General features: G+C 67.6%; 25 protein-coding genes. 8 read left to right on the forward strand and 17 right to left on the reverse strand.

What is annotated here, in order from left to right; translation table 11 throughout:
* The first annotated feature begins 3 nt into the window (after positions 1 to 3).
* From RXV90_RS20345 to RXV90_RS20360, 4 genes are read left to right on the forward strand one after another with little or no spacing between them, the layout of a single operon-like run.
* Positions 4 to 2,082, forward strand: coding sequence for an alpha/beta hydrolase (locus tag RXV90_RS20345; protein ID WP_316651180.1), 2,079 nt, complete (start codon positions 4 to 6; stop codon positions 2,080 to 2,082).
* A gap of 21 nt (positions 2,083 to 2,103) precedes the next feature.
* The gene (locus tag RXV90_RS20350; protein ID WP_316651182.1) at positions 2,104 to 2,316 is read left to right on the forward strand and encodes a hypothetical protein; all 213 of its coding nucleotides are present in this window, start codon (positions 2,104 to 2,106) and stop codon (positions 2,314 to 2,316) included.
* A 44-nt stretch (positions 2,317 to 2,360) separates the two neighbouring features.
* Positions 2,361 to 3,017, forward strand: coding sequence for a DUF1326 domain-containing protein (locus RXV90_RS20355; RefSeq protein WP_316651184.1), 657 nt, complete (start codon positions 2,361 to 2,363; stop codon positions 3,015 to 3,017).
* 7 nt (positions 3,018 to 3,024) lie between these two features.
* Positions 3,025 to 3,828: a DUF2182 domain-containing protein gene (locus RXV90_RS20360; protein WP_316651186.1), complete on the forward strand. Its 804-nt coding sequence runs from the start codon at positions 3,025 to 3,027 to the stop codon at positions 3,826 to 3,828.
* Between the two features lie 45 nt (positions 3,829 to 3,873).
* Here the strand turns inward: RXV90_RS20360 and RXV90_RS20365 are convergent, their stop codons facing one another.
* The 4 genes from RXV90_RS20365 to RXV90_RS20380 form a co-directional block, all read right to left on the reverse strand.
* A complete protein-coding gene (locus tag RXV90_RS20365) occupies positions 3,874 to 4,455 on the reverse strand; it encodes a VOC family protein (RefSeq protein ID WP_316651261.1) in 582 nt (193 codons plus the stop codon).
* 42 nt (positions 4,456 to 4,497) lie between these two features.
* Positions 4,498 to 5,802, reverse strand: a complete 1,305-nt coding sequence (locus RXV90_RS20370) for a phenylacetate--CoA ligase family protein (RefSeq protein ID WP_316651188.1) — start codon at positions 5,800 to 5,802, stop codon at positions 4,498 to 4,500.
* On the reverse strand, positions 5,799 to 6,578 hold the full coding sequence (locus RXV90_RS20375) for a citryl-CoA lyase (RefSeq protein ID WP_316651190.1): 780 nt from the start codon (positions 6,576 to 6,578) through the stop codon (positions 5,799 to 5,801). Before RXV90_RS20375 ends, RXV90_RS20370 begins: the two co-directional genes overlap by 4 nt.
* Before the next feature lie 103 nt (positions 6,579 to 6,681).
* Positions 6,682 to 7,578, reverse strand: coding sequence for a LysR family transcriptional regulator (locus RXV90_RS20380; RefSeq protein ID WP_316651192.1), 897 nt, complete (start codon positions 7,576 to 7,578; stop codon positions 6,682 to 6,684).
* 130 nt (positions 7,579 to 7,708) lie between these two features.
* On the opposite strand from RXV90_RS20380, the gene RXV90_RS20385 reads away from it, so the two are divergent.
* From RXV90_RS20385 to RXV90_RS20395, 3 genes are all read left to right on the forward strand, one after another.
* The gene (locus tag RXV90_RS20385; RefSeq protein ID WP_316651194.1) at positions 7,709 to 8,131 is read left to right on the forward strand and encodes a DoxX family protein; all 423 of its coding nucleotides are present in this window, start codon (positions 7,709 to 7,711) and stop codon (positions 8,129 to 8,131) included.
* Between the two features lie 65 nt (positions 8,132 to 8,196).
* Positions 8,197 to 9,027 (forward strand): 4,5-DOPA-extradiol-dioxygenase, encoded by an 831-nt coding sequence (ygiD, locus tag RXV90_RS20390; RefSeq protein ID WP_316651195.1) that lies wholly within the window; start codon positions 8,197 to 8,199, stop codon positions 9,025 to 9,027.
* 9 nt (positions 9,028 to 9,036) lie between these two features.
* Positions 9,037 to 10,002, forward strand: a complete 966-nt coding sequence (locus RXV90_RS20395; RefSeq protein WP_316651197.1) for a glutathione S-transferase family protein — start codon at positions 9,037 to 9,039, stop codon at positions 10,000 to 10,002.
* On the opposite strand, the gene RXV90_RS20400 is transcribed toward RXV90_RS20395, so the two are convergent.
* From RXV90_RS20400 to RXV90_RS20420, 5 genes are read right to left on the reverse strand one after another with little or no spacing between them, the layout of a single operon-like run.
* Positions 9,974 to 10,990: a lysophospholipid acyltransferase family protein gene (locus RXV90_RS20400; protein ID WP_316651199.1), complete on the reverse strand. Its 1,017-nt coding sequence runs from the start codon at positions 10,988 to 10,990 to the stop codon at positions 9,974 to 9,976. The two genes, RXV90_RS20395 and RXV90_RS20400, sit on opposite strands and share 29 nt — an antisense overlap.
* A complete protein-coding gene (locus RXV90_RS20405; RefSeq protein ID WP_410482390.1) occupies positions 10,987 to 12,318 on the reverse strand; it encodes an MFS transporter in 1,332 nt (443 codons plus the stop codon). The genes RXV90_RS20400 and RXV90_RS20405 overlap by 4 nt, the downstream gene beginning before the upstream one ends.
* Positions 12,319 to 12,376: 58 nt before the next feature.
* Positions 12,377 to 13,717: a B12-binding domain-containing radical SAM protein gene (locus RXV90_RS20410; protein ID WP_316651205.1), complete on the reverse strand. Its 1,341-nt coding sequence runs from the start codon at positions 13,715 to 13,717 to the stop codon at positions 12,377 to 12,379.
* Positions 13,717 to 13,977 (reverse strand): acyl carrier protein, encoded by a 261-nt coding sequence (locus RXV90_RS20415; protein WP_316651207.1) that lies wholly within the window; start codon positions 13,975 to 13,977, stop codon positions 13,717 to 13,719. The genes RXV90_RS20410 and RXV90_RS20415 overlap by 1 nt, the downstream gene beginning before the upstream one ends.
* Before the next feature lie 2 nt (positions 13,978 to 13,979).
* Entirely contained in the window at positions 13,980 to 14,495 is a 516-nt protein-coding gene (locus RXV90_RS20420) for a hypothetical protein (protein ID WP_316651209.1), read from the reverse strand.
* Positions 14,496 to 14,603: 108 nt separating this feature from the next.
* Here RXV90_RS20420 and RXV90_RS20425 point away from each other — a divergent pair, with 108 nt between their 5' ends.
* Positions 14,604 to 15,191, forward strand: coding sequence for a TetR/AcrR family transcriptional regulator (locus tag RXV90_RS20425; protein WP_316651211.1), 588 nt, complete (start codon positions 14,604 to 14,606; stop codon positions 15,189 to 15,191).
* A gap of 3 nt (positions 15,192 to 15,194) precedes the next feature.
* Here the strand turns inward: RXV90_RS20425 and RXV90_RS20430 are convergent, their stop codons facing one another.
* From RXV90_RS20430 to RXV90_RS20465, 8 genes are read right to left on the reverse strand one after another with little or no spacing between them, the layout of a single operon-like run.
* Entirely contained in the window at positions 15,195 to 16,616 is a 1,422-nt protein-coding gene (locus RXV90_RS20430) for a M81 family metallopeptidase (RefSeq protein ID WP_316651213.1), read from the reverse strand.
* Positions 16,617 to 16,622: 6 nt separating this feature from the next.
* On the reverse strand, positions 16,623 to 17,468 hold the full coding sequence (locus RXV90_RS20435) for an alpha/beta fold hydrolase (protein WP_316651215.1): 846 nt from the start codon (positions 17,466 to 17,468) through the stop codon (positions 16,623 to 16,625).
* Between the two features lie 3 nt (positions 17,469 to 17,471).
* Complete coding sequence (locus tag RXV90_RS20440; RefSeq protein ID WP_316651217.1) at positions 17,472 to 19,499, reverse strand: CocE/NonD family hydrolase; 2,028 nt, start codon at positions 19,497 to 19,499, stop codon at positions 17,472 to 17,474.
* A complete protein-coding gene (locus tag RXV90_RS20445; RefSeq protein ID WP_316651219.1) occupies positions 19,499 to 21,511 on the reverse strand; it encodes a CocE/NonD family hydrolase in 2,013 nt (670 codons plus the stop codon). Before RXV90_RS20445 ends, RXV90_RS20440 begins: the two co-directional genes overlap by 1 nt.
* On the reverse strand, positions 21,508 to 22,488 hold the full coding sequence (locus RXV90_RS20450) for an ABC transporter ATP-binding protein (RefSeq protein WP_316651221.1): 981 nt from the start codon (positions 22,486 to 22,488) through the stop codon (positions 21,508 to 21,510). The genes RXV90_RS20445 and RXV90_RS20450 overlap by 4 nt, the downstream gene beginning before the upstream one ends.
* Positions 22,485 to 23,465, reverse strand: a complete 981-nt coding sequence (locus tag RXV90_RS20455; RefSeq protein ID WP_316651223.1) for an ABC transporter ATP-binding protein — start codon at positions 23,463 to 23,465, stop codon at positions 22,485 to 22,487. Before RXV90_RS20455 ends, RXV90_RS20450 begins: the two co-directional genes overlap by 4 nt.
* Complete coding sequence (locus RXV90_RS20460) at positions 23,465 to 24,352, reverse strand: ABC transporter permease (protein ID WP_316651225.1); 888 nt, start codon at positions 24,350 to 24,352, stop codon at positions 23,465 to 23,467. The genes RXV90_RS20455 and RXV90_RS20460 overlap by 1 nt, the downstream gene beginning before the upstream one ends.
* A complete protein-coding gene (locus RXV90_RS20465; protein WP_316651227.1) occupies positions 24,333 to 25,277 on the reverse strand; it encodes an ABC transporter permease in 945 nt (314 codons plus the stop codon). Before RXV90_RS20465 ends, RXV90_RS20460 begins: the two co-directional genes overlap by 20 nt.
* Between the last annotated feature and the right edge of the window lie 36 nt (positions 25,278 to 25,313).

Consider the following 25,313-nt stretch of genomic DNA (forward strand, 5'->3'; position numbering starts at 1 on the left):
CATATGCGCGCCAAGCTGCCGCACACTGAAGGAACCGTCGATCGGGGCGGGGTAAGCCTGCATTACGAAATCTACGGCGACGGCCCCCGCACCCTCCTGTTCGTGCCCACATGGGCGATCGTGCATTCGCGATCCTGGAAGGCACAGATCCCCTACTTCAGCGAGTATTTCCGCGTGATCACCTACGATCCGCGCGGAAACGGCAAATCCGACAGACCGGCCGATCTGGAAGCCTACAAGGTCGATGCCATCATCGACGATGTGGGCGCGGTCATGAATGCCACCGGCACCGAAAAGGCCACGCTGTTCGGATACTCGTTTTCCAGCGCCATCGCCTTCGCGGCAGCCGCCCGCATCCCCGACCGGGTAGAGGCGGTGGTGTCCTTCGCCGCATGGACGCCGATCGTCGAACCGCTCGACTTCCGCAAGGATGTCCAGACCGACGACACCGACGCCAAGTTCTCCTACGGCTACTGGCGAAAGGATTACGCGGGCTTCTGCGACTGGTTCTTCCGCGAACTGCATTCGGAACCCCATTCGACGAAACAGCACGAGGATTCGATCGCCTGGGCCGCCGACGGCGATGCCGAGATGCTGATCAACACCCAGGAAACGCGCATCCAGCACGGCATTCCCATCTCCGATGAAACCTATGCCTCGATCCGCTGCCCGTCGCTCCTGATCCACGGCACCGGCGACCGCATCACGCCCTACCAGGGCTCCGAACGGATCGCCGAACTGACCGGCGGCGAACTGCATCTCTGGCCCGAGGCCGGGCACGCGCTTCATGGCCGGTTCCCGGCGCGCGCGAACACGCTGGCGCGGAATTTCCTGGCCCGCCATCTCAGCACGCACAAACCGGTGCGGCAGAGGCCCGGCACGCGCAAGCGCGCGCTCTACCTCTCCTCCCCCATCGGTCTCGGCCATGCCCGCCGCGATCTCGCCATCGCGCGCGAACTCCGCGCCCGGCGGCCGGATCTCCAGGTCGACTGGCTGTCGCAGGATCCCGTCACCCGCTTCCTCGACGCCCATAGCGAGCGTGTGCATCCCGCCAGCCGCCTGCTCGCCAATGAAAGCGCGCATATCGAGGCCGAAAGCGGCGAGCACGACCTCAACGCCTTTCAGGCAATCCGGTCTATGGACGAGATTTTGGTGAAGAACTTCATGGTCTTCCAGGAGGTTCTTGAAACCGACCGCTACGATCTCGTGATCGCCGACGAGGCCTGGGATGTCGATCACTTCTGGCACGAACACCCGGAAATGAAGCTCTCGCAGATCGCCTGGCTGACCGATTTCGTCGGCTGGGTGCCGTTCGAGGAAAACGGGCCGCGCGAGGCCTATCTCACCACCGACTACAACGCCGAAATGATCGAGCATGTGGAACGCAACCCGGGCGTCCGCGACCGCGCGATCTTCGTGGGCGGCCCGGAAGACATCATCGACCTGGGCTTCGGCGACGGCCTGCCCCGCATGCGCGACTGGGTGCCCCGGCACTACGAGTTCTCCGACTACATCCTCGGCCGGCACCCCGAAGAATTCGGGCCGCGCGAGGATTTGCGCGCCCAGCTGGGCTATGACGACGGGCGCACGTCCTGCATCGTTTCGGTCGGCGGCTCGGGGGTCGGCGCCGCACTCATCCGCCGCATCCTCGCCGCCGTCCCGATCGCCCGGGCGCAGATCCCAGATCTGAGGGTGATCGTCGTCACCGGCCCCCGGCTCGATCCGGGCGCCTTCGACGTGCCAGAGGGCGTCGAGATGCGCGCCTTCGTCCCCGATCTCGACAGGCACCTCGCGGCCTGTGACCTCGCCCTCGTGCAGGGCGGGCTGACGACCTGCATGGAACTTGCGGCGGCGGGCACGCCCTTCCTCTACTTCCCGCTGCGCAACCACTTCGAACAGAACTTCCACGTCGCCGCGCGGCTCGACCGCTACAATGCGGGCCGCCGGATGATCTACGCCGAAAGCGATCCCGAAAGGATCGCGGCGGCGATGGTGGGCGAACTGGCCCTTCCGCGCGTGCCGCATCCGGTCGCCGCCGACGGGGCGCGCCGGGCGGCGGGCATGCTGGCCGAACTGCTTTAACCGAGGGCCTGGGGGGCTGCCATGAGAGACACCGTTTCCGAAACAGATCGCGCCGCCATACGGCCCGCGCGCCTGAACCACGGTGAAGGCTGGGGCGCGGGCGGCCACCGCCGCGCCGCGCGCCGCCCGCACCCGCCGCTCATCAAGAGCGCCCTGGTTCGGGGTGCCGACGGGCGCCGCGTGGCCACCCTCCTCCTGCACGCCAGAGAGGGAGAATTCGAACCGGGCAACTGAAGACCCCGGCACACCCTGAGGCAGGTCGAGCAGTCGTACCAACCATGAAAACAGGGACAGTGAACATGAAAGACTGGAGCGTTCAGGGCGAGGAACTCGCCAACTGCAACTGCAACTTCGGATGCCCATGCCAGTTCGGCGTGCTTCCGACCACCGGGAACTGCGAGGCCGTCGTGATCTACGACATCACGTCGGGCCATTACGGCGATGTCCGGCTCGACGGGCTCAAGGCGGCCGGCATCTATTACTGGCCGGGCCCGATCCACGAAGGCAACGGGTCCATGCAACTGGTGATCGATCCGGCGGCCGATGACGCCCAGGTCGCCGCGCTCGAGGCGATCATGACAGGGCAGGACACCGAGGAAATGGCCACCATGTGGTTCGTCTACAGCGCCATGAGCCCCAACAAGCACGAAACGCTCCGCGCGAAGATCGATCTTGACTGGAACGCCGAAGACAGGGTCGGGCGGGCCAGCGTCGACGGCATCGTCGACACGGAGGTCCGGCCCATCCCGAACATCGTCTCCGGCCTGCCACACCGGATCTCGATCCAGCTTCCCTATGGGTTCGAGTTCCGCCATGCCGAAATGGCTTCGGGAACGTCGAAGACGACGGGAGGTGCGCTCAACCTCGCCTTCGACAAGACCCATGCCCATATCGCGCGCCTCAACCTGACGGGGCAAGGCGTTGCGGGGGCCTGAGCCCGGCATGGGCGGCGGAGCGGTCGAACGGCTGCTCCGCCGCGATGGCCTCGTGACCCTGGGCGCGCTCGGCCTTCTGGTTCTGATCGCCGCGCTCTACACCGTCTTCGGCGTAGGCATGTCCATGTCGGCCATAGACATGACGCGCATGGCCCGGCCGATCGGCGCACCGATGCAGATGGGCATGGAGCCGGAGTGGAGCCCGGGCTACGCCGTCCTCGTCTTCATGATGTGGTGGGTGATGATGGTCGCGATGATGACGCCGAGTGCGGCCCCCTTCGTGCTGCTCTTCGCGGCGGTCAAGCGCGCCGGCCCCGAGGCCGCGATGGCGGGACGGCTCAGCACCGCCCTTCTCGCAGGCTACCTCGCCGTCTGGGCCCTTTTCAGTGCGAGCGCCGTGGCCCTGCAATATGCGGGCGAGGCCTCGGGCCTGCTGAACGGCGCGATGATGACGCTTGAGGGCAAGTGGCTGGCGGCCGGCGTGCTGATCTGCGCGGGGCTCTATCAGCTCACGCCGCTCAAGACCGCCTGCCTCAGGAAATGCCGCGCGCCTGGCCAGTTCCTGGCCGAACACAGGCGCCCCGGTCTAGAGGGCGCGTTCCGGATGGGCGTGGCGCACGGGCTCTTCTGCCTCGGGTGCTGCTGGGCGATCATGGCCCTGCTCTTCGTGGGCGGGATCATGAATCTCGTCTGGATCGCGGGGCTCACCGCCTATGTGCTGGTGGAAAAGCTCCTGCCGGGCGGCGAGGTGATCGCGAAGCTCGCGGGCGCCGCCCTGATCCTGCTCGGGGCCTCGGTCGCCCTGTCCTAGGCTATCGCCGCCCCCCACCGCAGGGGGGCGGCCGTACGCCCTGCCCTAGTATCCGCGCCGCGCCGATCTGTCGTCCGACAGCGAACCCTGCCGCCGCTCGACCAGCAGTTCGATCGCATCCGCCAGGTGCTCGCGGTCGATATGGTGATCGCCCCGCGCCACCCGGATCCTGTGCGCCTCGATCATCACATCGGCATGGCGGCACCCCTCGGGCGGCTCGAACCGGTAGCTCGCAAGCTCCAGCCTCAACCCCAGCGGATCGCGGAAATAGATCGAATCCATGAACCCCCGATCCACGGGGCCCGAATGCTTCACCCCCCGCGCGTCAAGCCGTTCCGCCACCTGCCAGAACGTCGCCTGGCTCACGTTCAGCGCCAGGTGGTGCAGCGATCCCGTCGCCTCCGGCACCGGCGTGTCGTCGGGCTTGCGGTCTTCGTTCGTGAAGATCGTGATCAGCCGCCCGTCGCCGGGATCGAAGTAAAGATGGCCCTCGTTCGGATTGTCGAGGTTCGGCTGATCGAAGATGAAGGGCATGCCCAGCACCCCTTCCCAGAAATCGATCGAGGTCTGGCGATCCGCCCCGATGATCGTGATGTGATGGACGCCCTGCGTCTGTATCTTCCTGATGTCATTGGCATTCGACATGGTCTTCCTCCCGATATCCTTCGCTCAGCCCGACTGCGACCAGTCCACGAGCTTCGATTTGTAATCCGTCCGCGGCAACGAGCCGAACGGCACCAGCGTAACCTCGGTGGTCACAAGCAACTCATCGCGCAGCCGCTGGCGGATGCGCCCGGCCAGCGCCTCGTCCGGCACGGCATCCCGCGCCAGTTCGACAACGACCGGCAGGGGCGGCGCCTGCTTCACGGCCTTCGCCCTCGGGCGGATCGAAATCGTGCCGCTCACCTCTCCACCCATCCGGCCCACGACATCCCGCACGGCAGTGGGAACGACATTCACCCCCCGCACGATCAGAAGATCGTCGGTCCGCCCGATACAGCGCACGCGCGGCGCGGTCCGCCCGCAGGCGCAGGGGCCGGTCGACAGGCGCACCCGGTCCCGCGACCGGAACCGCAACAGCGGCGCGGCCCGATGCCTCAGGTGGGTGTACACCAGTTCCCCTTCCGCGCCGTCCTCCATGGGAAGCGCGGCCCCCGTCTCGGGATCGATCAGTTCGACATGCACGAAACCCCGGCCGGAAAAATGCATCCCGTCCTGCGCCGTGCACTCCCCCCAAAGCGAGACGGAGATATCGCCGATCCCCATCGCCTCCGTCACCCGCGCGCCCCAGGCCTCCTCGATCCGTCGCCGCATCTCGGGCTCTCCCCCGCCCGGCTCGCCGGCGACAAGGATCTTGTCGACCGAGGAACCGGCCGTATCCACGCCCCGCTCCACCGCCCATTCGGCAAGGTGCATCGCGTAAGACGGCGTGCAGCCAAGCGCCGTGGGCTTCAGAAGCTGCACCGCGGCCATCAGGCGTTCGGTATTCCCGGCGCCCACCGGGATATGGCACACCCCGATCTTCGCGAAGGCATCAAGCGTCACGCCCGCCACGAAGGGCCCCGCATTATAGGTCGTCACCATCCGTTCGCCGGAAGACAGGCCGCTCGCCCCGTAGGACCGTGTCGAGATCTCCACCCAGTTCGCCAGGTCCTCCGCCGTCAGGGGGATATAGCTCGGCGTCCCGGTCGTCCCGCTCGTCGAATAGACGCGCACGACCTCCTCCATGGGCGCGGCCAGGTGCCGCCCGATCGGATGCGCCTCGTCCCGCGAGGCGCGCAATTCGTCCTTTTCGGTGAAGGGAAGCTCGTGAATCCGCTCAAGGCCCCCCGCCGCCTCCGCCGTCGCGATCCCGGCTGCGGCCAGCTTCGCGCGGTAGAACTCCGACCGCTCCAGAAGATAGCCAAGCTGGGCGCGATAGAGCGGCTCGTCCAGCGCGCGCTGCGCCTCCCAGGGGGTGTCCGCCGCGCTCACGTTTCGGGTGTCCCGGGGTCGAAGGTGATGCCCATCTCGGCATGGTGGGACAGGGTGAAACCGATGGGCCGCTCCGCCTCTTCCGCAAGATGCGCCAGAAGGCTCGCGGTTCTGGCCAGAATGGGAATGCCCTTCAGAACCGACACCGGGAAGTCGAGATCGAGAAGCACCGCGGGGATCGCGAAAGACACGTTCATCGGCAGGGGCTTCGGCCACAGCCGCCCGACGGCCTCCTCGATCTCGCGCGCCAGCGTCACATGGGGGCCCGCAACGCCCCGCTCCGCCGCCAGCGTGAGGATGCGCTGCGCCCGCGGATCGACGGGCTTGTGCAAGGGGTGCCCGAAGCCCGGCAGCCGCCGGCCCCCGTCCCGCATCGCCATGATGATCTCGTCCACCGTCTCGCCGCCATCGATCCGCTCCCGCGTGTCGCGCAGGAAGGCGCCCGCGATCTCCGTCGTCCCGAGGATCACCTTGCCGCAGCCCAGAAGACCGGCCGCCACCGCGCCCTGCAGGAAATCGGGATCCGCCGCATAGGTCATCCGCGCCGCCTGATTGGTCGGCACCAGCCCGTGCTCGGCAATCGACACAAGCAGCAGGTCGAGGAAGAAGGTCTGCTCCTCCGTCGGCCTCTTCCCGGTGGTCAGCAGATAGAAATACCCGGTGAAACTCAGCTGCCCCATCAACTCGGTCACCAGGTCATGGCCCCGCACCGTGATCGCATCCGGTGTCGCCGTGGAAATCGAAGTGCTCGCCGTGCCGGCCTTGCCTATCTTCATCGCGGTCCTCCCATACCCCTCAGTGTAGCGTGATTGCCGCCGGGTCAAAGCCTTCCGGGGAAATGACCGCCCTCGGCATCGCGTGCAGCCCGCGCAATGGCGGCTAGAATACGCCCGCCGCCCGCACATCCTCAGCCGCGAAATCGATCAGCGCCCGCACCTTGCGGGGCAGCCTCCGCCCTTCGAGATAGACAGCACTCAGCGGAACGGCGAGGCCCTCGTACACGTCCAGCACCGTCACCAGCCGCCCCTCTTCCAGCGCGTTCCCGACGGCGAAGCGCGGCACGTAGGCGATCCCAAGCCCCGCCGCCGCAAGCTCCACCGATGCCTTGGCGGAATTCACCTGGAACCGCCCCTGCACCTCCGTCACCCGATCCGCCCCGCCCTTCCGGAACGGCCAGCGGCGCGCGGCGCGGCGGTTGGTGTCGAGGATACAGGCATGGCCCGCCAGGTCCTCCGGCGTCCCGGGCGCCCCGTGCGCCGCGACATAGGCCGGGCTCGCCACCGCGACCGACCGGATCTCTCCTAGCTTCCGCGCCTTCAGCGACAGCATCTCCGACTGGCCGATGCGAAACGCCAGATCGATCCCCTCGCTCGCCAGATCGACGAAGGTATCCGTCAGGCGCAGATCGAAACTCAGCCCCGGGTGCTTCGCCGCGAACCGGCCCAGCAGGCCGCTCACCTGCACCTCCCCGAAACTCACCGGCGCCGAGATCCGGATCACCCCGGTCAGGCCTCGCGATCCTTCCGATACCTCCGCCAGAAGATCGTCAAGCTCGTCCAGAAGTGCGGGTGCCCGCGCCAGAAGATCCTCCCCCGCAGGCGTCAGCCCCACCTTCCGCGTCGTCCGCTGAAACAGCCGCACCCCAAGCCGGCCCTCCAGCTCCGCCACGTATTTCGAGGTCAGCCGGTTCGAAACGCCAAGCTGATCGGCAGCGGCGGTAAACGATCCCGCCTTTGCGGTCGCCACGAAGGCCTTCAGTTCATCGGTGACGTCCATCTGATCTTTTTAGGAACATTTTATTCTTAGTCATTCAACAACATCGCCATTTTATTGATAAACAGCAAGGCCTATTCTTGGGTCCAGACGCACCCAACCGCCTTCCGGCGACAGAAAGGAACCCAGAGAGATGTCCAACTATTCCAACACTGATTACGCCGCGACGCTCCTGCGGGTGTCGAGCGGCGTCTTGTTCATCGCCCACGGCCTTCTGAAGGTAAACGTGTTCACGATTGCCGGCACGGTCGGCTATTTCGAAAGCCTCGGCCTGCCCGGCGCCCTTGCCTATCTCACCATTCTCGCGGAAATCGGCGGCGGGCTCGCGCTGATCCTCGGGGTCGGGGTGCGGCTTGTATCCCTCGCGCTGATCCCGGTGCTTCTCGGGGCCACCTGGGCGCATGCAGGCAACGGCTGGCTCTTCTCGGGCGAAGGCGGCGGCTGGGAATTCCCGCTGTTCTGGGCCGTCGTGCAGGGGGCCATCGCGCTTCTCGGCGCCGGGGCCTATGCCCTTCGCCCGCCCTTCCTGCAGCGCATGCTGGGGCAGTTCGCCTGACCTCCGCCACCGTCAGGCCCGCATCGCGGGCCTGGCCCGCACCCGCCAGACGAAAGCGCCGCAAGATGCCCGCCACCCGCACCCTAGACGAGCTGAAGGACGGCCTCGCGCCCTCCGACCGCATGCCGCTTGTCTTCCTCGGCCACGGCAGCCCGATGAACGCCATCGAAGACACCGAATTCAGCCGCGCCTGGACGGCCCTCGGCACCGCCCTCCCCCGCCCCCGGGCAATCCTCGTCGTCTCCGCCCACTGGATGACGAACGGCACCACCCTCGTCGATGTCTCGGCCATGCCGCGCACGATCCACGATTTCTACGGCTTCCCCGAAGCGCTCTTTCAGCAAGACTATCCCGCCCCCGGCAACCCGGATCTCGCGCGCGAGGTCGTCACCCTGCTGGCCAGCCACCACGCACAGGAGGATGACAGCTGGGGGCTCGATCACGGCGCCTGGACGGTCCTGAAATTCCTTTACCCAGAGGCCGATCTCCCGGTCTTCCAGGTCTCGATCGACATGGGCCGGGGCCTCGCCCACCAGCTCGAGGTCGGGCGCACCCTGTCCGAACTTCGCGATCTGGGCGTCCTGATCCTCGGCTCGGGCAATGTCGTGCACAACCTGCGCAGGGTGAACTGGGCCCCGAACAGCACACCCCACGATTTCGCGCTCGATTTCGATGCGCTCTTCGCCGCGCGGCTCTCCGACCGCAACGTCGCCGCCCTGGCCGATCGCGAGAGCCTGGGCGAACTTCTGTCGCTCGCCCACCCCACCGTCGATCACTACATGCCCGCCCTCACCATCGCCGGCGCCTCTGACGCCCGCGACGATCTCACCTTCATGACCGACAAGATCGATCTCGGCTCGGTCTCCATGCGGTCCTTCGTGTTTCACGCAAGCTGAGGTGCTCAGATGCTCGTAAACGGCACATGGACGGAAGACTGGCAACCGGTGCAGAAGGCCGACGCGAAAGGCCGCTTCCTCCGCCAGGTATCCAGCTTCCGCAACTGGATCACCCCCGACGGCAGCGCGGGGCCCACGGGCAACGCGGGCTTTCCCGCCGAGCCGGGCCGCTACCGCCTCTACGTCGCGCTGATCTGCCCCTGGGCCTCGCGCACCCTGATCGCCCGCAAGCTGAAGGGGCTCGACGCCCTGATCCCGGTCACCGTGGTCAACCCGGTTCTCGGCGACCGGGGGTGGGAATTCGGCGGCTATGACGGGGCCGACGACGATCCGCTCTTCGGCGCGCGCCACATCCACGAACTCTACACCCGCGCCGACCCGCGCTTCACCGGCCGCGCCACCGTCCCGGTGCTCTGGGACATGAAGCGAAACGTCCTGGTGAACAACGAAAGCGCCGACATCCTGCGCATGTTCGACACCGCCTTCGAAAGGCGCGCACCCTCGGATCTCCGGCTCTATCCCCGGGATCTCGCGCCCGAGATCGATGCGCTGAACGCCGAGATCTACGAAACCCTCAACAACGGCGTCTACAAAGCCGGCTTCGCAGGCACGCAGGAGGCCTATGACGAGGCCGTGGACGGTGTCTTCGCCACCCTCGACCGGCTCGAAGCCCGGCTGACGGGCGATTATCTCTTCGGCGATCGCCTGACCGAAACGGATATCCGAACCTTCGTCACCCTGATCCGCTTCGACGCCGCCTATCACGGGATCTTCAAGACGAACCGCCGCCAGATCGCCGACTATCCGCGCCTCTCGGCCTACATGCTGCGGATCCTAAGCCTGCCGGGCATGCGCGAGACGGTGAACATGGATCACATCACGCGCGGCTATTACGCGATCAAGGCGCTCAACCCCACACGGATCCGGCCCACCGGCCCGAAACATGTCATGGACGCTCTCGGGATGGCGGCCTGATCTCTTCCAGGCGCCCGCGCCGCCGGTCCATCGCCCAGATCCCCAGCAGGCCCAGAACCGGCCCCGCCGCGAACCCCGCGGCCGCCGCCAGCGCGCCCGGGATGCCCTCGGGCAGCGCCCCGGCGATCGGCCCCGACGCGGCCAGCGCGAAAGCAAGCCACCCCACAGGAAACAGCCAGAGCGCGGCGAAAAGCGACCATGTCGCGCGTTTGTCCGTGTCCTTTCCCTTTGCCGCCCGCCGCGACAGAAGCCAGGGCAGGCCATTCGGCAGCGACGCCAGCGCCAGAACCGCCGCCGGCAGTACCCGCCGGGCCAATGGCACACGGGCGCGCGCGACCTCCGCCACCGGGGGTTCCACCACGTCCCGAAGCCGGGCGCTCAACGCCTCCGTCAGCTGCACCACCCCTTCCTCCGGTGCCTCCGCGCCGACATAGGCCGCCGGATCCACCGGCGCCCCGATGGTCAGCCGCGCGTTCGACCGGAACTGCGTCTTGCTGTCATAGTGCAGCCCCACGGGCACGATCCTCAGCCCCTCCGTGCCTCCCGCCGCCAGCGCCTCCCGCGCGATCCGCGCCGCCCCGTGTTTCAGGGGCAGAAGATGCGGCGCATTGTGGCTCACGCCCTCGGGGAAAAGCGCCAGCACCTGCCCCTCCGACAGCGCCCCCACGGCCGCCCGGAACGCCCCGTCGTTCCGCCCCGCCTGCGCCCCCACATCCTGCCGCCGGTAGACGGGGATCACCCCGCCGGCCCGCAGAAGCGGCAGCAGCGGCAGGTAATCCCAAAGAATGCTCGCCGCCAGAAGGCGCGCGTGGCGCGGCAGGAAGCTTGAAAGAAGCACCCCGTCGATCAGGCTGTTGGGGTGATTGGCGACCACGATCACCGGGCCGTCGGTCGGAAACCGCTGGGCCCCCTCGATCTCGATCTTCCGGAAAAAGCATTTCATCAGAACGCGCCCGAACGCGCGCATCAGCCGATCCGCCAGTCTCATCCTGCGTCTCCATCTGTCCTGACACCCTTCAAAAGCCAGAGGCTCAGCCCCAGAAGCCCGAGCACGGGCAGGATCCCAAGCTGCTGGCTGCCCGTCAGCGCGGTCACGGCGGCAATGCTCATCGGCGCAACGAAAGAGGTCGCCTTGCCCGCCAGCGCATAAAGCCCGAAGGCCTCCGTCATCCGCGCCCCCGGCGCCTGCGCCACCATCAGCGTCCGGCTCGCGGCCTGAAGCGCCCCGCCCGCCGCGCCGATCAGCGCCCCGAGAAGGTAGAACCCAACATCCGGCAGGCGCGATCCGGGGGCGACCGGCAGGCCGAACAGGCTGTCGGGCGACACCAGCACAAGCGCCCCCGACACCGCGATCAGCACGGCGATGGAAACCGCCACCACCGGCATCGGCCCGAACCGCCGGTCGGCCAGCCCGCCAAGCCAGGCGCTGACCGCGCTCGCCAGGATCGCCACGATCCCGAACACCCCGATCTCGGGGATCGTCCAGCCCATCACCCCGGCGGCGTAGATCCCGCCGAAGACGTAAAGGCCCGACAGCGCATCGCGGTACAGCATCGAGGCCGCGAGGAACCGCGCAAGGCTCGGCGTCCGGGGCAGGCGCCTGATCGTCGCCCCGACCCGCCGCAGGCCCGCCACCAGATCGACCGGCGCACGCGGGCCCGCCGCCCGGTCGCGGATCGTCAGGAAGAACGGCACCATGAACAGCCCGTACCACACCGCGGTGAAGGGCCCGACGAACCGCGTCCCCTCCCGCGCCGCCGCATCAAGCCCGAAGGCGGGCGCAAACCCGAAAAGCGTCACGCCCGTCTCCGCCCCTTCGGCCAGAAACCCAAGCGCGATCAGAAGCGCGACAAGCCCGCCGGCATATCCGACGGCGGCGCCTGTGCCCGACACCCGGCCCAGCTCCGCCCGCGGCGCCAGGCCCGGCAGCATCGCATTCGTGAAGGCGGTCGCACATTCCATCCCGATCAGGCCAAGCGCGAACAGCCCGAGGATCGGCCAGAGCGTTTCCGCCCCCGGCACCGCGAACCAAAGCCCCGCACTCCCCACCACGTAAAGCCCGGAAAATCCCCAGATCCACGGCATCCGCCGCCCGCTCGCATCCGCCACGGCCCCCAGAACGGGCGACAGGATCGCCATCACCAGCCCGGCAAGGCCCACGGTCAGCCCCCAGACCGCCTGCGCCTCCGCCCCGCTTCCGATCAGGTCCGTCAGGTAGGGCGCGAAGATGAAGGTCAGCAGAAGCGTGTTGTAGGGCTGGCTGGCCCAGTCGAAAAGATACCAGGAAAACAGGCGCCTCTGCGCCACTCTTTCCATCGGCGGCGGGGCGGGTTCCGCCCCGTCCGCAAGGGATGCCATACCTGCGCCCATCGCCTCAGGCCGACAGCTGCATCGGGAACGGCTGCGGCGCTGAACGCGCCCGCGTCAGATCCATGTAATGCCGCTTCCGCCGGTTGAACTCGCGCTCGTTGTACACCTCGCCCGCAAGCCACCGGAACCCGCTCTCCAACGCGTCCACGCTCATCCGCAGCGGGCGATAGTTCACGTCGAACAGCGTGCACCGGTCCCAGAACCGGTCGGTCAGAAGCCGCCCGGTCTGCTTCAGCCGCGCATAAAGCGGCGTGCCCGGAAACGGCGTCTGCACCGTCAGCTGCACCTCCAGAAGGTTCGATGCCCGCACGAAATCCCGCAACTCGGCAAAGATATCCGGCGTATGGGAATCAAGGCCCAGAACGAAGGTGCCGTTCACGCTGATCCCCGCCGCCTGGATGCGCGCGATGGCCTCAAGATAGGTGTCGAACCGCCGCGCCTTCCAGTCATGCGGGTCGATCCCGCGCAGGCCCGAGGCACTCGGGCTCTCCAGCCCGATCAGGATCTGCCGGCACCCGGCCTTCGCCATCAGATCCAGAAGCTCGGGATCGTCGGCCACCGTGATATCGGTCTCCGTGAACCACTTGAGGTTCAGCGGCGCCATCTCGCGCAACAGCGCCTTGCCCCACTTCTTGTTCACGAAGGTGTTGTCGTCGGCGAACTCCACGAATGGCAGGTCCACCACCTCCGTCACGGCCCTGAGTTCCGAAATCACCCGCTCCACCGGCTTCTGCTGGAAGCTCGAGGTGATGCGGATGCTCGCCGCGCAGAACTCGCAATTGATCGGGCACCCGCGCGAGGTCTGCACCGTCACCCGGTTGTAGGGCCGGCCCTTCAGCAGGTCGAACCGCGGCTCGACGTAGTTTTCGGGCTTGAAGACATCCTTCTTCAGCCCCCGGTAGCGCGGTTTCATGCACCCGGCCTGAAAGTCCCGCACCAGCTCGGGCCAGGCCCCCTCCGCCCCGTCCAGCACGATCGCATCGGCATGGGCCTGCGCCTCGTCGGGCATCAGCGTCACGTGAAGGCCGCCCAGCACCACCGGCACGCCCATCGCGCGATACCGGTCGGCCAGCGCATAGGTCGCGTCGATCCGCGCGGTGAAGGAGGACAGGCCCACGAGGTCGAACATCGGCAGGTCGCCATCGGCCTCCGGCACCTCGTCGAACTCGATATACTCGACCTCGACATCGGGCGGCGTCAGCGCGGCGACGGTCAGAAGCCCCAGGCTCGGCAGCGAGGCGATCACCTTGCCCCGGTTCACGAAGCCCGGAAGGGTCACACCCAGTTCCGCCAGTTCCTTGGTGCGCACCCGCACCCCGCTCATCGCAATCAAACCGATACGCATCACGCCGCCTCCTCTTTGCGGGCCAGTTCCCGCGTTACGATGTCGATCATGCCGGTGATCGTCCCCGCGCTCTCGCTGTCGGCATCGGGGAAGAACAGGTCGAACCGGTCCTCCACCTCCGCCAGAAGTTCGAGCCGCCCGAGGCTATCCAGCCCGATCGCCGCTCCCAGATCCTCCTCCGGCGCGATCGCCGCGATGTCCTCGCCCGTCAGCTCCGCAAGCGCGGAACGGATGGCCGTTTCGATCTCCTGCCGTGTCATCGTCACACCCTCCGCATCGCGCGCACCGCATCCTGCGCGACGATCGCGAAGGCGATGGTCAGCGCCAGCGTCGGCACGGCGGTTGCGTATTTCAGCGGCGCCCAGATCGCGGCGCCGATCAGCGTGGCGGGCATCAGGAAATTCCCAAGTGCCATAGTGGCATAGCCCGATCTCTTGAAGCGGTGCGGCATCCGGGATGTCGCAAGCCACTTGCCCACCATCACGTGCAGCATCCCCAGCGCGAACATCGCGATATGCGCGAGCCGCAGAAACCGGCGCGGCAGCTCGTCATACCCCCCGATCCAGCCCGGCACCGGAAACGGGCCGTCGAACGACCAAAGCCCCATCAGCATCCCGCTCAGCGCCCCGGCAAGGATCGAGCACCACCCGATCGCCTGCGCCCGCGCCCCCAGATAGGCGGCCTGCCGCGCCTCGGGCGCCAGGGTATTCTCAGGCTCCGGCGCGGCCATCGCCGCCACCTGCGGCATCGGGATCACGCGGTCTGGACATGCAGTCATCGGATCGCTCCTCATTAATTAATCACTGCTCAATATATCCTCCGAAATTAATCACCGGTCAATATTTTCCTTGACCTTCCCGTCACTTTTCCTGTAACCCTCTGAAATATGGCAAGAAGATCAGATCATACGCGCGCAGAACTCAAGGATCTGGCCCTTGAGGCGGCGCGATCCATCGTGCGGGAAAAGGGCGTTTCCGCCCTTTCCACCCGCAAACTGGCCGACCGAATCGGCTATACCAGCGGAACGATCTACCAGGTGTTCCAGAACCGCGACGACCTCGTGGAACAGATGAACACCGAAACCCTGCGCATGCTCTACGCCCATTGCCACGCGCACATGGCGGAAGGCTCGGTCCAGCATCGCCTGCGCGCGCTCGCCGATGCCTTCGTCAGCTTCGCGAAAACCCACCCCCGGGAATGGGATGCGATCATCAACTACCCCTTCGCCCCCGAATACCAGGCCACGCCGGCCTATCTGTCCGAGATCCAGCGTCTGCTCGATCTTCTCTGCGAAGCGGTTTCCGAACTCTACGGGCCCGATCAGGCCGATCGCCGGTTGCGCGATGCCCGGCTTCTCTGGAACGGGCTTTACGGGATCTTCGCCCTCGCCATTGCCGGGCGGCTCAGCCAGGAACGCAGCCTGAACGACGCGGTGGACGATCTGATCGATCTCTACCTCGCCGCCCGCACCTGAACGTCAGAGCATACAGGGAAACAGCCCCGGCGCCGCCACCGGGATGATCCGCCCGGCAATCGGCGCGAAATCCGCCCGGAAATGCGCCGTGCTCTTCACACAGACGATCCGCGCCCCGGCGGGATCAAGCCCGAACATCGTGAACTGCGCGAGATCGAGGCACTGGTTGCGAATGCTCGTCACCACCACCCGGATATCCGCGCCCGATCCGGGAAGCGACACCACGGCACTCGGCCCCAGCATCCCCACCCCGCCGCCATACATCTCGCCGGTATAACGGCAGAGGCCGTCGCTCAGGGCCTCCACCCGGAACCGCCCCTCGAAGGGCCGGTCTCCCGCCACGCCCGACCGCCCGCCCAGCGCCCCCTCGAACGCGGCCCCCACGCCCGCCAGATGGGCTGCCGCCGCAACATCCGGATCGTGCATCAGCCCCAGAAGCGCGCCTCGGGCTCCCGCCGCCACAAGCGCCCGCAAAAGCCCCGTCGTGTCCGAACTTCCGCCCGCCCCCGGATTGTCCTGCACATCGGCCAGGATCACCGGGCGCGCGCCCTGCCAGGCCAGCGCCTCGGCCACCCCCGCCTCTGCCGGCAGAAGCTGCCGGTCAAACGCCCCGTCCGCCGCCAGAAGCGCCGCGAAGGCTGCGTCCGCCAACCTGTCCGCCGCCCCGAGCGACGCCGCATAGGCCACGACGGACGGAAACCGACAGGGCGTCTCGCAGGCCGTGAAGCCCAGCGCCAGTTCCACAAGCGCCCCCGGCGCATCGGGCAGATCACGGTAAAGCCGCCGCGCCGGATCGGCGCCCGTGTGCTGGGCCTGAAGCGGCACCGCGAAGCCCGCCCGCCGGAACGCCTTCGCCGGCCGCCCCGCATCCAGACACGCCGCCAGCCGCCCCCAGGCCCGCGCGCCCGTATTCGCCATGTCGAGATGCGGATAGGTCCGGTAGATCGTCATCACATCCGCCAGCGCCACCATCCGCTCGCTGACATTGGCATGCAGATCGAGGCTCACGGCAATCGGCAGGTCGGGCCCCACGAGGCCCCGCAGCCGCTCCAGCAGCGCGCCCTCCCCGTCCTCGTCCGACTGCGTGATCATCGCGCCGTGCAAGTCGAGGTAGATCCCGTCAAGCGCCCCGGCCCGCCGCACCCCCTCCACGATCCGCCCGGCGATCTCGTCGAAGGCGGCATCGGTCACGAACCCCGCGGGCTCCGCCGCGCACCACAGGATCGGCACCAGATCCGCCACCCCCCCGGCTGCCTGCGCGAAGCCGGCAATCGGCAGGTTCATCCCCCGCGTCTCTTCGATCACCGCCCGGCCGGTCAGAAGCCCGGGCCAGGAATCCGCCATCTCGAATTCCGCCAGCCCCGTCAGAACCGGGGAATAGGCGTTCGTCTCATGCTGAAACCCGGCGATGGCGATCCGCGGCATCGCCCCTCACGCCCCGTCGAGGATCTCGAGAAGCGTCGCCGCCACCACCTCCGGCCGGTGCCGCACCATCGAGACATGGCCAAGCCCCGCGATCTCGTGAAACGTGCCGTCCGGCACCAGGTCCGCAACCACCCGGCACATCGCGGGCGGGGTCTGAACGTCCTCGGAAAACGCGATCACGTGAAACGGCACCGGGCAGGTCTTCAGCGCCTCCCGGCAATCGAAATCAAGGCAGGCCTGCCACTGGTCGATGGTGTCCTGCGGGTCCCGGTCGCGAAACCGGATCGTATAGCTTTCCTTGATCTGCGCCCAAAGCGCCGCGTCCCCCAGCGCCTTCGCCGGAAAGGCATAGGCCGCGTAATGCGGGGCGAGGAAATACTCGGGCAACCGGATCCCCGCGCGCCTCAGGTCGATCTCCGCCTGCATCCAGTCGCGCGTGAAGCCGTCGATATAGGCCGCCGTCCCGATCGGAATGGCCAGCCGCACCCTCCCGGGGAAATCGATCGCCGTCGCCTGGGTCACAAGCCCGCCCAGCGACAGCCCCGTCACCACCGCCCGGCCGCCCGCGAAAGCGTCGATCACCGCCGCGCAGTCCCGCGCATAATCCGCCATCGTCCAGGGCGGCGCGGGCGCGGTCGTCTCCCCGGCCCCGCGCGGGTCGTAGGCGATGCAGCGATAGCGCCCCGAAAGCCGCGCGAACTGCTGCGAATAGGCTTCCGCCGTCTGGTCCCCGCCGGGAACGAAAACCACATCGGGCCCCGCCCCCTCGGTCACCACCCGCATCGAAACGCCCTCGGCCGTCTCCAGCCTGTGGGTCTCCGCCCGCGGCGAAAAGCCGGGAAAGACGGCCATGGGCTAAACCATGTCCCGCGGGATCTTCTCGTCCCATTCCCTGACGGCCACCACCTCTTCGCCATCGCGCGCCTCGAGCCGCGCGGTGATGTGCCAGACGTCCCGCAAGGCCTGCATCGACACCGTGGCATCAAGTTCCGCGCTCCAGTCGCCGCGCGAATAGTGCTTGCTCCAGCGGCAGGTCAGCTCGGCCGAATTCGGGTCGCCCGGATGAATGCGGAACGTGTCGCTGTTCTGATACCTGACCGCGATCCCGGTATGGACGTGGCGGTGAAGCCCGGTATCGTCGGCCCTGACCGTCGTCTCGACGCCGGAGGCCAGATCCACCTCCCGCACCCGGCGGCCCGATCCTTCGCTCAGCACCTCGGTCTCAAGCGGCGCCGCGCCCTCGGCCGGCCCGAACTCCGCCAACTCGGGCTGCGGCGCGGCTGGGTCGTGCAACGGCAGCTCCAGCCACGTGGCCGCCGGATCAAGCTCAAGCTCAGCCTTTTCCGCCGAGGGGAAGATCATCGGCCAATAGGCCGACGACAGCGCCAGCCGCAGCTTGTAACCTGCGGGCACCGTCTGCCCGATCACGTTCAGCTGCACCGTCACATCCACCGCCGCGCCCGCCGGCATCGGCTCTGGGCTGGCGTGGCTCTCCCGGTGGGTCAGGTTCAGGATCCCGAAACTCACCAGCCGCGCCGTCCCGTCGGGGGCCACCATCGACAGAACGGCAGCGAGGTTCGCCTGCGCCGTCCGGCTCGTCACCCGGGCGTGCAGACGCGGAAACCCGAAGATCTCCAGATCCTCCGCCAGGGGCCCGGTCTCGAACCCGGTCATCAGTCCGGCCTCGCCCATCTGGTCAAGCGCCCCGTCCGCGTCCACGCCGTAGATGCACCAGGTCTGCGCCGTCCAACCGGCGGTCTCGGGCGATGCGATCCGGATCGGCCCGGCCCCGTCCTCGGCGGCATCGCTCAAACCCGAAGGGCCAAGATGAAGCGCCCGCGTCGCGGCCCCCGCCACCGGCCAGCCCTCCGCGCTGATCCAGCGCCCGGGCCGCGGCACGGCATGGGGCGACGGTGCGGCAGGCCCCTGCATCCAGGCCCGGATCATCGGTTCCTCCGTGATGCCCGTGTCGATCCCCTTCAGGTGCTGGTCCCACCAGCGCAGGCACTCCTGAAGAAACCCGATCCGGGGTTCCGGCGTCGCGAAATGCGGGTACTTGTGCGCCCAGGGGCCGACAAGCGCCTTCCTCGGGCCCGGCAGATGCTCCATCATCCGGAAGATCGGGTTGGTATAGCCATCGGCATAACCGCCCACGGCATAGACCGGCACCTGCACCTTCTCCCAATCCTCGCAGATCGAACCATGGGCATAGAAGGCATCCCGCCGCTGATGCGCCACCCAGTCGCGGAACCAAAGGCCGTTCTGCGCGATCCGCTCCTCCCACATGCCCCGCCAGCGATCGCCGACGATCGCGGGATCGGGCGGAGTGTTGGCGATCGCGAACGCCGTCGCCCCCCAGGCGAGCTTGTCGGTCAGCATCGCCCCGCCCATGAAATGGATGTCATCGGTATAGCGGTCGTCTGTCGAGCACAGGGTAATCACCGCCCCCAGCCCCTCGGGCTGGCGCGCGGCCACCTGAAGACCGTTGAACCCGCCCCAGCTGATCCCGATCATCCCCACCTTGCCCGAACACCAGGGCTGTGCGACCAGCCAGTCGATCACGGCCAGCGCATCGTCCTGCTCCTGCAACAGGTACTCGCCCAGGCACACACCCTCGCTGTCGCCCGTGCCGCGCATGTCCACCCGCACCCCGGCATAGCCATAGCCCGCGAAATAGGGATGCGTGGTCGCGTCCCGCTCCACCGTCCCGTCCCGCTTCCGGTAGGGCAGGTATTCGAGGATCGCGGGAACCGGATCGTCCTCGGCATCCTTCGGCAACCAGATCCGCGCGGCCAGCTTCGTGCCGTCGGGCATCGGGATCCATGTGTTCTCGATCTCCCGCACCTTGCGCGGGAAGTCGGTTCTGATCGCTATGTCGGTCATTACATGCCGTTCCTTGGAATGACGTGGGTTTTCTCTTCCTCGAAGATCAGCTTTTCACCCGACCAGCAGCGCATCCGCGAGGTCAGGTGAAAGTCGGTCGCCGTCGCCCGCTGCTCGGCATAGGCCTGGATCTTCGCGTGCCAGTCCTCGCGCGTGAAACTCGCGGTCTGCTCCATCACGGCCCTGGTCGACAGCGGGTCATCGGCCCGGATCGTATAGTGCCGGTCGGAGATATCGCTCAGCACCGTCCCGATATCGTCCAGCCGAAGGTCGCCCACCGGCCCGAACACGCCCCCGTCGAGGAAGAAACGATGGGTCACCTCGCCGGTCGTCAGATCCGTGTGGATGGAGCGTTCCATCGACCCGTCCCGCACCCGCGTCACCGGCCGGCGCACCTCCCGCTTCGGCGGTTCGGGCAGGTCGCGCGGGGCGGGCGTCCCTGCCGGGGCCTCCCGCACAGGCAGGCGCAGCGCCGACACGCCCGGCCGAAGCGTCAGCGTCACCGGCGCGGGCGCGGGCCAGAGGATCGGCCAATAGGCCGAGGCGATCTGCACCACGACCCGGTGCCCCGCCAGCACCCGGCACCCGATCCCGTGGAATGGCACGGTCACCTCCATCTCCTCGCCCGGCACAACCGGCGTCGGCGCGGTGTCGTCCTCCCGGTGGGTCAGGTTGCAGAAGCCGCGCGCCAGAAGGGTCTGCGCCCCGTCCGGCGCCTCGTCGACCAGAAGGGCGGCGACGAACCCCTGCGCCTGGTCCGCCGCGACCGTGAGGCGCAGCTCCGGCTGCCCGAGGATCTCGATTGGCGCGTCAAGCGGCGCGCCCCTGAACTGCAGGGCCCCGCCCGCATCCACGCGGCAATCGACGGGCATATCGCCGGGGATCGCGAAAGAGCACATGTCGCCCCCCGCCGCCCCGAAGGTCTGCGGCGAACACACCGTCATCTCGGCCCCCGACCCTGGCGCCTCCCCAAGCGCCCCGGCATTCAGCCACAGAACCTGGTCAGATACATGCGGCGACGGCCAGCCCGCCTCCTCGACCCAGCGGCCCTCCCGCTCGGTGATCGTCCCCGACGGCGCCACGCTGTCCTGCAGGAAGAACCGCAAGGGCGGCTCGTCCATCAGCCCGGTATCGATCCCCTTCAGCCAGTGATCCCAGAACCGGATCGCCTCGCCCACGAAATCCGCACGCGGGCTCGGCACGCCTTCATGCGGGTAAAGATGCGCCCAGGGCCCCATCATCACCTTCACTGGGCCTTTCAGATGTTCGGCGATCCGGAACGGCGTGTCGCGGAACAGATCCGCCCAGCCCCCGAAGAAATAGACCGGCACCGTCACGTCGGCGTAATCCTCGCAGATCGAACCCCGCCGCCACACCGCGTCATGGGTCTGGTGACGAAGCCACATGGCCGGCCAGAACTCCGCCCCCTCCAGCCGCGCGCGCCACATCTCCAGCCAGCGCTCCGCCCCCACGATCTCCGGATCGGGCGGCATGGCGTTGTAAAGCTGCATGATCGCGCCCCACCAGAAGTTGTCGTTCGCCAGGCAGCCGCCATAGAAATGGATGTCCTCGCGCCAGCGGTCGTCGGTGCCCATCACCGGGATGATCGCCTTCAGGGCGGGCGGGCGCGTCGCGGCCACCTGGAAGGCGTTGTAGGCACCCCAGCTCTTGCCGAACATGCCCACAGTCCCGTCGCACCAATCCTGCGCCGCGATCCACGCGATCACATCGTGGCCGTCCTGCGTCTCCTGGTGCGAATACTCGTCTTCCGCCAGCCCCTCGCTGTCGCCATAGCCCCGGATATCCACCCGGATCGCGGCATAGCCCGCCTCGGCGAAATGGGGATGCATGCTTTCGTCCCGCATCCGCGTCCGGTCCCGCCGGCGGTAGGGGATGTATTCAAGGATGCAGGGCACCGGCGCCTTCCGCGCGCCCTCGGGCAGCCAAAGCCGCGCGGCCAGCCGCGTTCCGTCCGGCATGGGGATCCAGACGGTTTCGATCACTTCGGTCATTCGGCAGTCTCCCGAACCGGCGGGCGCGCCCCGGGCGCCAGCGGAAAATGGCAGGCGACATCGCCCGCGGGCGGCACCTCGCGCGCGCAAATCTCCTGCGCCCACGGGCAGCGCGTGTGAAACTCGCAGCCCGACGGCCGCGCCAGAAGCGACGGCACCTCGGCCGGCAGCGTAATCCGGTCATGCACCTTGTCGGGGTCGGGCTCGGGGTTCGCCGACAGAAGCGCGGCGGTATAGGGATGGCGCGGCGCGGCGAACATCGCCTCCGTCTCGCCGATCTCCACGAACCGGCCGAGATACATCACCGCGGTCCGGTCCGCCACGTGATGCACCACGTGCAGGTTGTGGGTGATGATCACCATCGCCAGACCCAGCCGCTCGCGAAGTTCATTGAGAAGGTTCAGAACCTCCCCCTGCACCGAAACATCGAGCCCGGCGGTCGGCTCGTCGGCAATGACCAGCGCGGGGTCGAGCGCGATGGCCCGCGCCACGCCCACCCGCCGCGCCTGCCCGCCCGACAACTGGTGCGGATAGCGCGACGCGAAGTTGGCAGGCAGGCCGACAAGCGACAGAAGCCGCGCCGTCTCTTCCCGCAGGTCCTTCCCCTCCGCCCCGTGAATCCGGTAGGGCTCCGTCACCAGGTCGCCCACCGTCATCCGGGGCGACAGCGATCCAACCGGATCCTGAAACATCATCGACATGCGCTTCCGGATCGGCTTCATCTGCCCCCGGCCCAGCCCGTCGATCCGCCGGCCCTCGAAGGTGATCTCGCCCCGGCTGATCTCCTGAAGCCCGTTGATCGCCCGCGCCAGCGTCGTCTTGCCCGATCCGCTTTCGCCGACCAGCGCGAAGGTCTCGCCCCGCTTCACCTCGAAACTCACCCCGGCCACGCCCAGGATCGCACCGCGTGCCATCATGCGCCCCACCGGAAACGCCACCTCCACATCGCGCACCGAAAGGATCGGATCGGCGCTCATGCCTCCACCCCCGCCGCCGCAAGCGCAAGGTTGCACCGCGCGCTGTGCCCGTCGGCGACGCGCAGTTCCGCCTGCGGCGCCTCGCAACCCGCATGCCGCTCCAGGCACCGCGGGGCGAAGACGCAGCCCTCGGGCCGGTGCCGCAGATCGGGGATTTCCCCCGGGATCGTCGGCAGAACCCGCGTGCGTTCGGTCTGCCGCGCCGGGTCGCATTCCAGAAGCCGCCGCGTATAGGGGTGGCGCGGGTCGTGGAACACGTCGCGCACGCTTCCCCGCTCCACCACTTCGCCCGCATACATCACCACCACGTCGTCGCAGAGTTCCGCGATCACGCCCAGGTGGTGCGAAATGAACATCACCGAACAGCCGATCTGCGCCTGCAGATCCTGCAACAGTTCGATCGTCGTCACCTCAAGCGTCGCGTCAAGCGCGGTGGTCGGCTCGTCCGCGATCAGAAGCGCGGGCTCCATCATCAGGGCCATCGCGATCGCGATCCGCTGCTTCATCCCGCCCGAAAACTGGTGCGGATAGCGCTCCAGCGCGCTGTCCGCATCGGGGATTCGCACGAGCTTCAGCATCTCGACGGCCCGCGCCGCCTTTTCCGCCTTCGACTGGCCCGACCGGTACTGGATGTTGATCATCTGCTGCCCGACCGACAGCACCGGGTTCAGGGCGCCCATCGGATCCTGAAACACCGTCGAAATCCGCGGCCCTCTCAGATCGCGCATCTCCCGGGGGCCAAGCGTCGTCAGATCATGCGCCCCCTCGAACAGGATCTCCCCGCCCCGGATCTCGCCGTTATCCGCCAGAAGCCCGAGGATCGCGTTGATCAGCGTGGATTTTCCGCAGCCCGACTCGCCCACGATCCCCACGATCCGCCGCTCTGGCACATCGAAACTCACGTCCTTCAGGGCGTGCAGCGGCCCCTCTTCGGTCGAGAACCAGACATTCAGGCCCGTTACGCTCAGCGTGGTCATCAGCGCCCTTTCAGCCGGGGGTCGAACACGTCCCTCAGCGTCTCGCCCAGGAAGGTGAAGCCCAGCGTGGTGACGATGATCGGCAGGCCCCCCGCGATCGCGATCCAGGGCGTGTCGCGGATCTGGCTGAACCCGTCATTCAGGATCGAGCCCCAGCTTGGCGTGGGCGGCCGCACGCCGAGGCCCAGAAAGCTCATGCCCGCCTCGATCGCGATCACCACGGGGATGTCCATCGAGGCCAGGATCACCAGCGGGCCGATCACGTTCGGCATGATATGCACCCGCAGGATCCGGGCATTCGACGCCCCCATGCTCTGCGCCGCGGTCACGAATTCCGAGGTCTTGATCGCGATGGTCTGGGTGCGGATGATCCGCGCATATCCTGGCACGTTCACGATGATCACCACCACGATCACCGCCGTCAGCGACGGGCCCACGATGGTCACCAGCGCCAGCGCCAGCATAACGGTCGGAAAGCTCTTCGTCGCGTCGAAAACGAGGATCATCAGGTTGTCGAGCCATCTTGGCCCGTAGCCCGCGATCAGCCCCAGCACGATCCCGATCGCCAGCGATATGGCGGTGGAGACAAGCGCCACGTAAAGCGCGATCCGCCCGCCATGCAGAACCCGGGCGAAAAGATCGCGCCCAAGCTGGTCGGTGCCCAGAAGATGCGCCCCGCTCGGGTCCAGAAACCGGTCGCGCGGGTTGATCCGCGTCGGATCCCACCCGGTCAGCAGATCGGCAAAGACCGCCCCGAAGATCACCAGAAGAACCAGCGTCAGGCCGAACACGCCCAGGGGCTCGCGCAGAAGCCTCCGAACGCCTTTCCAAAGCTCGGATTGCGCGGGCCGGCTGGCGGCGGGCGGGCTAGAAACTGCTTCTGACACGGGGGTCCAATGCTCCGACAAGAAGATCCGCAACAAGGTTCAGAAGAACGAACAGAACGGTCGTCACCAGAACCGCGCCCGTCACCACCGGGAAATTCCGCGTCAGGATCGCGTCATAGACAAGCTTGCCCACGCCGGGGCGCGCGAACACGATCTCGGCGAACACCGCCGATGACAGCATCTGCCCGATCCCCACGCCCAGAAGCGTGATCGTCGGCAGGATCGCGATGGTCAGCGCATAGCGATAGGTGATCATCCCCTCGGGCAGCCCGAAGGCCCGCGCGGTGCGGATATGGCTCGCCTCCAGCACTTCCAGCATCGAGGCCCGCACCATCCGCGCGATATAGCCCACCCAGCCAAGCCCGACGGCGAGCGACGGCAGGATCAGGTGCACAAGCTGATCGCCCGTGTCCCCCGGCTCCCCCGCCCCGATCGCCGGCAGCCAGCGCAGCGTGACGGCGAAGATCAGAAGCGCGTAGATCGCGATCACGAAGGACGGCACCGCGATCACCGCCACCGACAGGATACCCACCAGCCGGTCGGCCAGGCTGCCCCGGTTGATCGCGGCCCAGCACCCCAGCGGAATGCCCAGCGCGACCGACCAGCTGATCCCGCCCGCGATCAGCGCCAGCGTGAAGGGAAGCTGCTCCAGCACCACGTCCAGAACCGGCCGCCCCGACAGAACCTCCTCGCCAAGGTCGCCGGTCCACGCGCCGGTAAAGAAATTCCAGAACTGCACCCAGATCGGCTTGTCGAGGCCCATCTTGATGCGCAGCGCCTCCTTCATCGCATCCGTGGCCCTCGGGCCCAGCGCGACGGAAGCGGGATCGCCCGGCACGAGGTAGATCATGCAGAACAGAAGGAACATCGCGACCGATACGATCGCGACGGCCAGTCCCAGTCGCTTGACGGCGTAGTTCAGCATCTCCGCCCCGTCCCCCGGAAGATGAAAGGGGCGGGC

This window comes from Ovoidimarina sediminis (genome assembly GCF_032586175.1).
GTDB lineage: Bacteria > Pseudomonadota > Alphaproteobacteria > Rhodobacterales > Rhodobacteraceae > Ovoidimarina > Ovoidimarina sediminis.

Coding starts and splice junctions, on each gene's coding strand:
- RXV90_RS20345 (WP_316651180.1), top strand. CDS start 4: ATGCGCGCCAAGCTGCCGCACACTGAAGGAACCGTCGATCGGGGCGGG.
- RXV90_RS20350 (WP_316651182.1), top strand. CDS start 2,104: ATGAGAGACACCGTTTCCGAAACAGATCGCGCCGCCATACGGCCCGCG.
- RXV90_RS20355 (WP_316651184.1), top strand. CDS start 2,361: ATGAAAACAGGGACAGTGAACATGAAAGACTGGAGCGTTCAGGGCGAG.
- RXV90_RS20360 (WP_316651186.1), top strand. CDS start 3,025: ATGGGCGGCGGAGCGGTCGAACGGCTGCTCCGCCGCGATGGCCTCGTG.
- RXV90_RS20375 (WP_316651190.1), bottom strand. CDS start 6,578: ATGAAGATAGGCAAGGCCGGCACGGCGAGCACTTCGATTTCCACGGCG.
- RXV90_RS20380 (WP_316651192.1), bottom strand. CDS start 7,578: ATGGACGTCACCGATGAACTGAAGGCCTTCGTGGCGACCGCAAAGGCG.
- RXV90_RS20385 (WP_316651194.1), top strand. CDS start 7,709: ATGTCCAACTATTCCAACACTGATTACGCCGCGACGCTCCTGCGGGTG.
- ygiD (WP_316651195.1), top strand. CDS start 8,197: ATGCCCGCCACCCGCACCCTAGACGAGCTGAAGGACGGCCTCGCGCCC.
- RXV90_RS20395 (WP_316651197.1), top strand. CDS start 9,037: ATGCTCGTAAACGGCACATGGACGGAAGACTGGCAACCGGTGCAGAAG.
- RXV90_RS20400 (WP_316651199.1), bottom strand. CDS start 10,990: ATGAGACTGGCGGATCGGCTGATGCGCGCGTTCGGGCGCGTTCTGATG.
- RXV90_RS20405 (WP_410482390.1), bottom strand. CDS start 12,318: ATGGAAAGAGTGGCGCAGAGGCGCCTGTTTTCCTGGTATCTTTTCGAC.
- RXV90_RS20410 (WP_316651205.1), bottom strand. CDS start 13,717: ATGCGTATCGGTTTGATTGCGATGAGCGGGGTGCGGGTGCGCACCAAG.
- RXV90_RS20415 (WP_316651207.1), bottom strand. CDS start 13,977: ATGACACGGCAGGAGATCGAAACGGCCATCCGTTCCGCGCTTGCGGAG.
- RXV90_RS20420 (WP_316651209.1), bottom strand. CDS start 14,495: ATGACTGCATGTCCAGACCGCGTGATCCCGATGCCGCAGGTGGCGGCG.
- RXV90_RS20425 (WP_316651211.1), top strand. CDS start 14,604: ATGGCAAGAAGATCAGATCATACGCGCGCAGAACTCAAGGATCTGGCC.
- RXV90_RS20430 (WP_316651213.1), bottom strand. CDS start 16,616: ATGCCGCGGATCGCCATCGCCGGGTTTCAGCATGAGACGAACGCCTAT.
- RXV90_RS20435 (WP_316651215.1), bottom strand. CDS start 17,468: ATGGCCGTCTTTCCCGGCTTTTCGCCGCGGGCGGAGACCCACAGGCTG.
- RXV90_RS20440 (WP_316651217.1), bottom strand. CDS start 19,499: ATGACCGACATAGCGATCAGAACCGACTTCCCGCGCAAGGTGCGGGAG.
- RXV90_RS20445 (WP_316651219.1), bottom strand. CDS start 21,511: ATGACCGAAGTGATCGAAACCGTCTGGATCCCCATGCCGGACGGAACG.
- RXV90_RS20450 (WP_316651221.1), bottom strand. CDS start 22,488: ATGAGCGCCGATCCGATCCTTTCGGTGCGCGATGTGGAGGTGGCGTTT.
- RXV90_RS20455 (WP_316651223.1), bottom strand. CDS start 23,465: ATGACCACGCTGAGCGTAACGGGCCTGAATGTCTGGTTCTCGACCGAA.
- RXV90_RS20465 (WP_316651227.1), bottom strand. CDS start 25,277: ATGCTGAACTACGCCGTCAAGCGACTGGGACTGGCCGTCGCGATCGTA.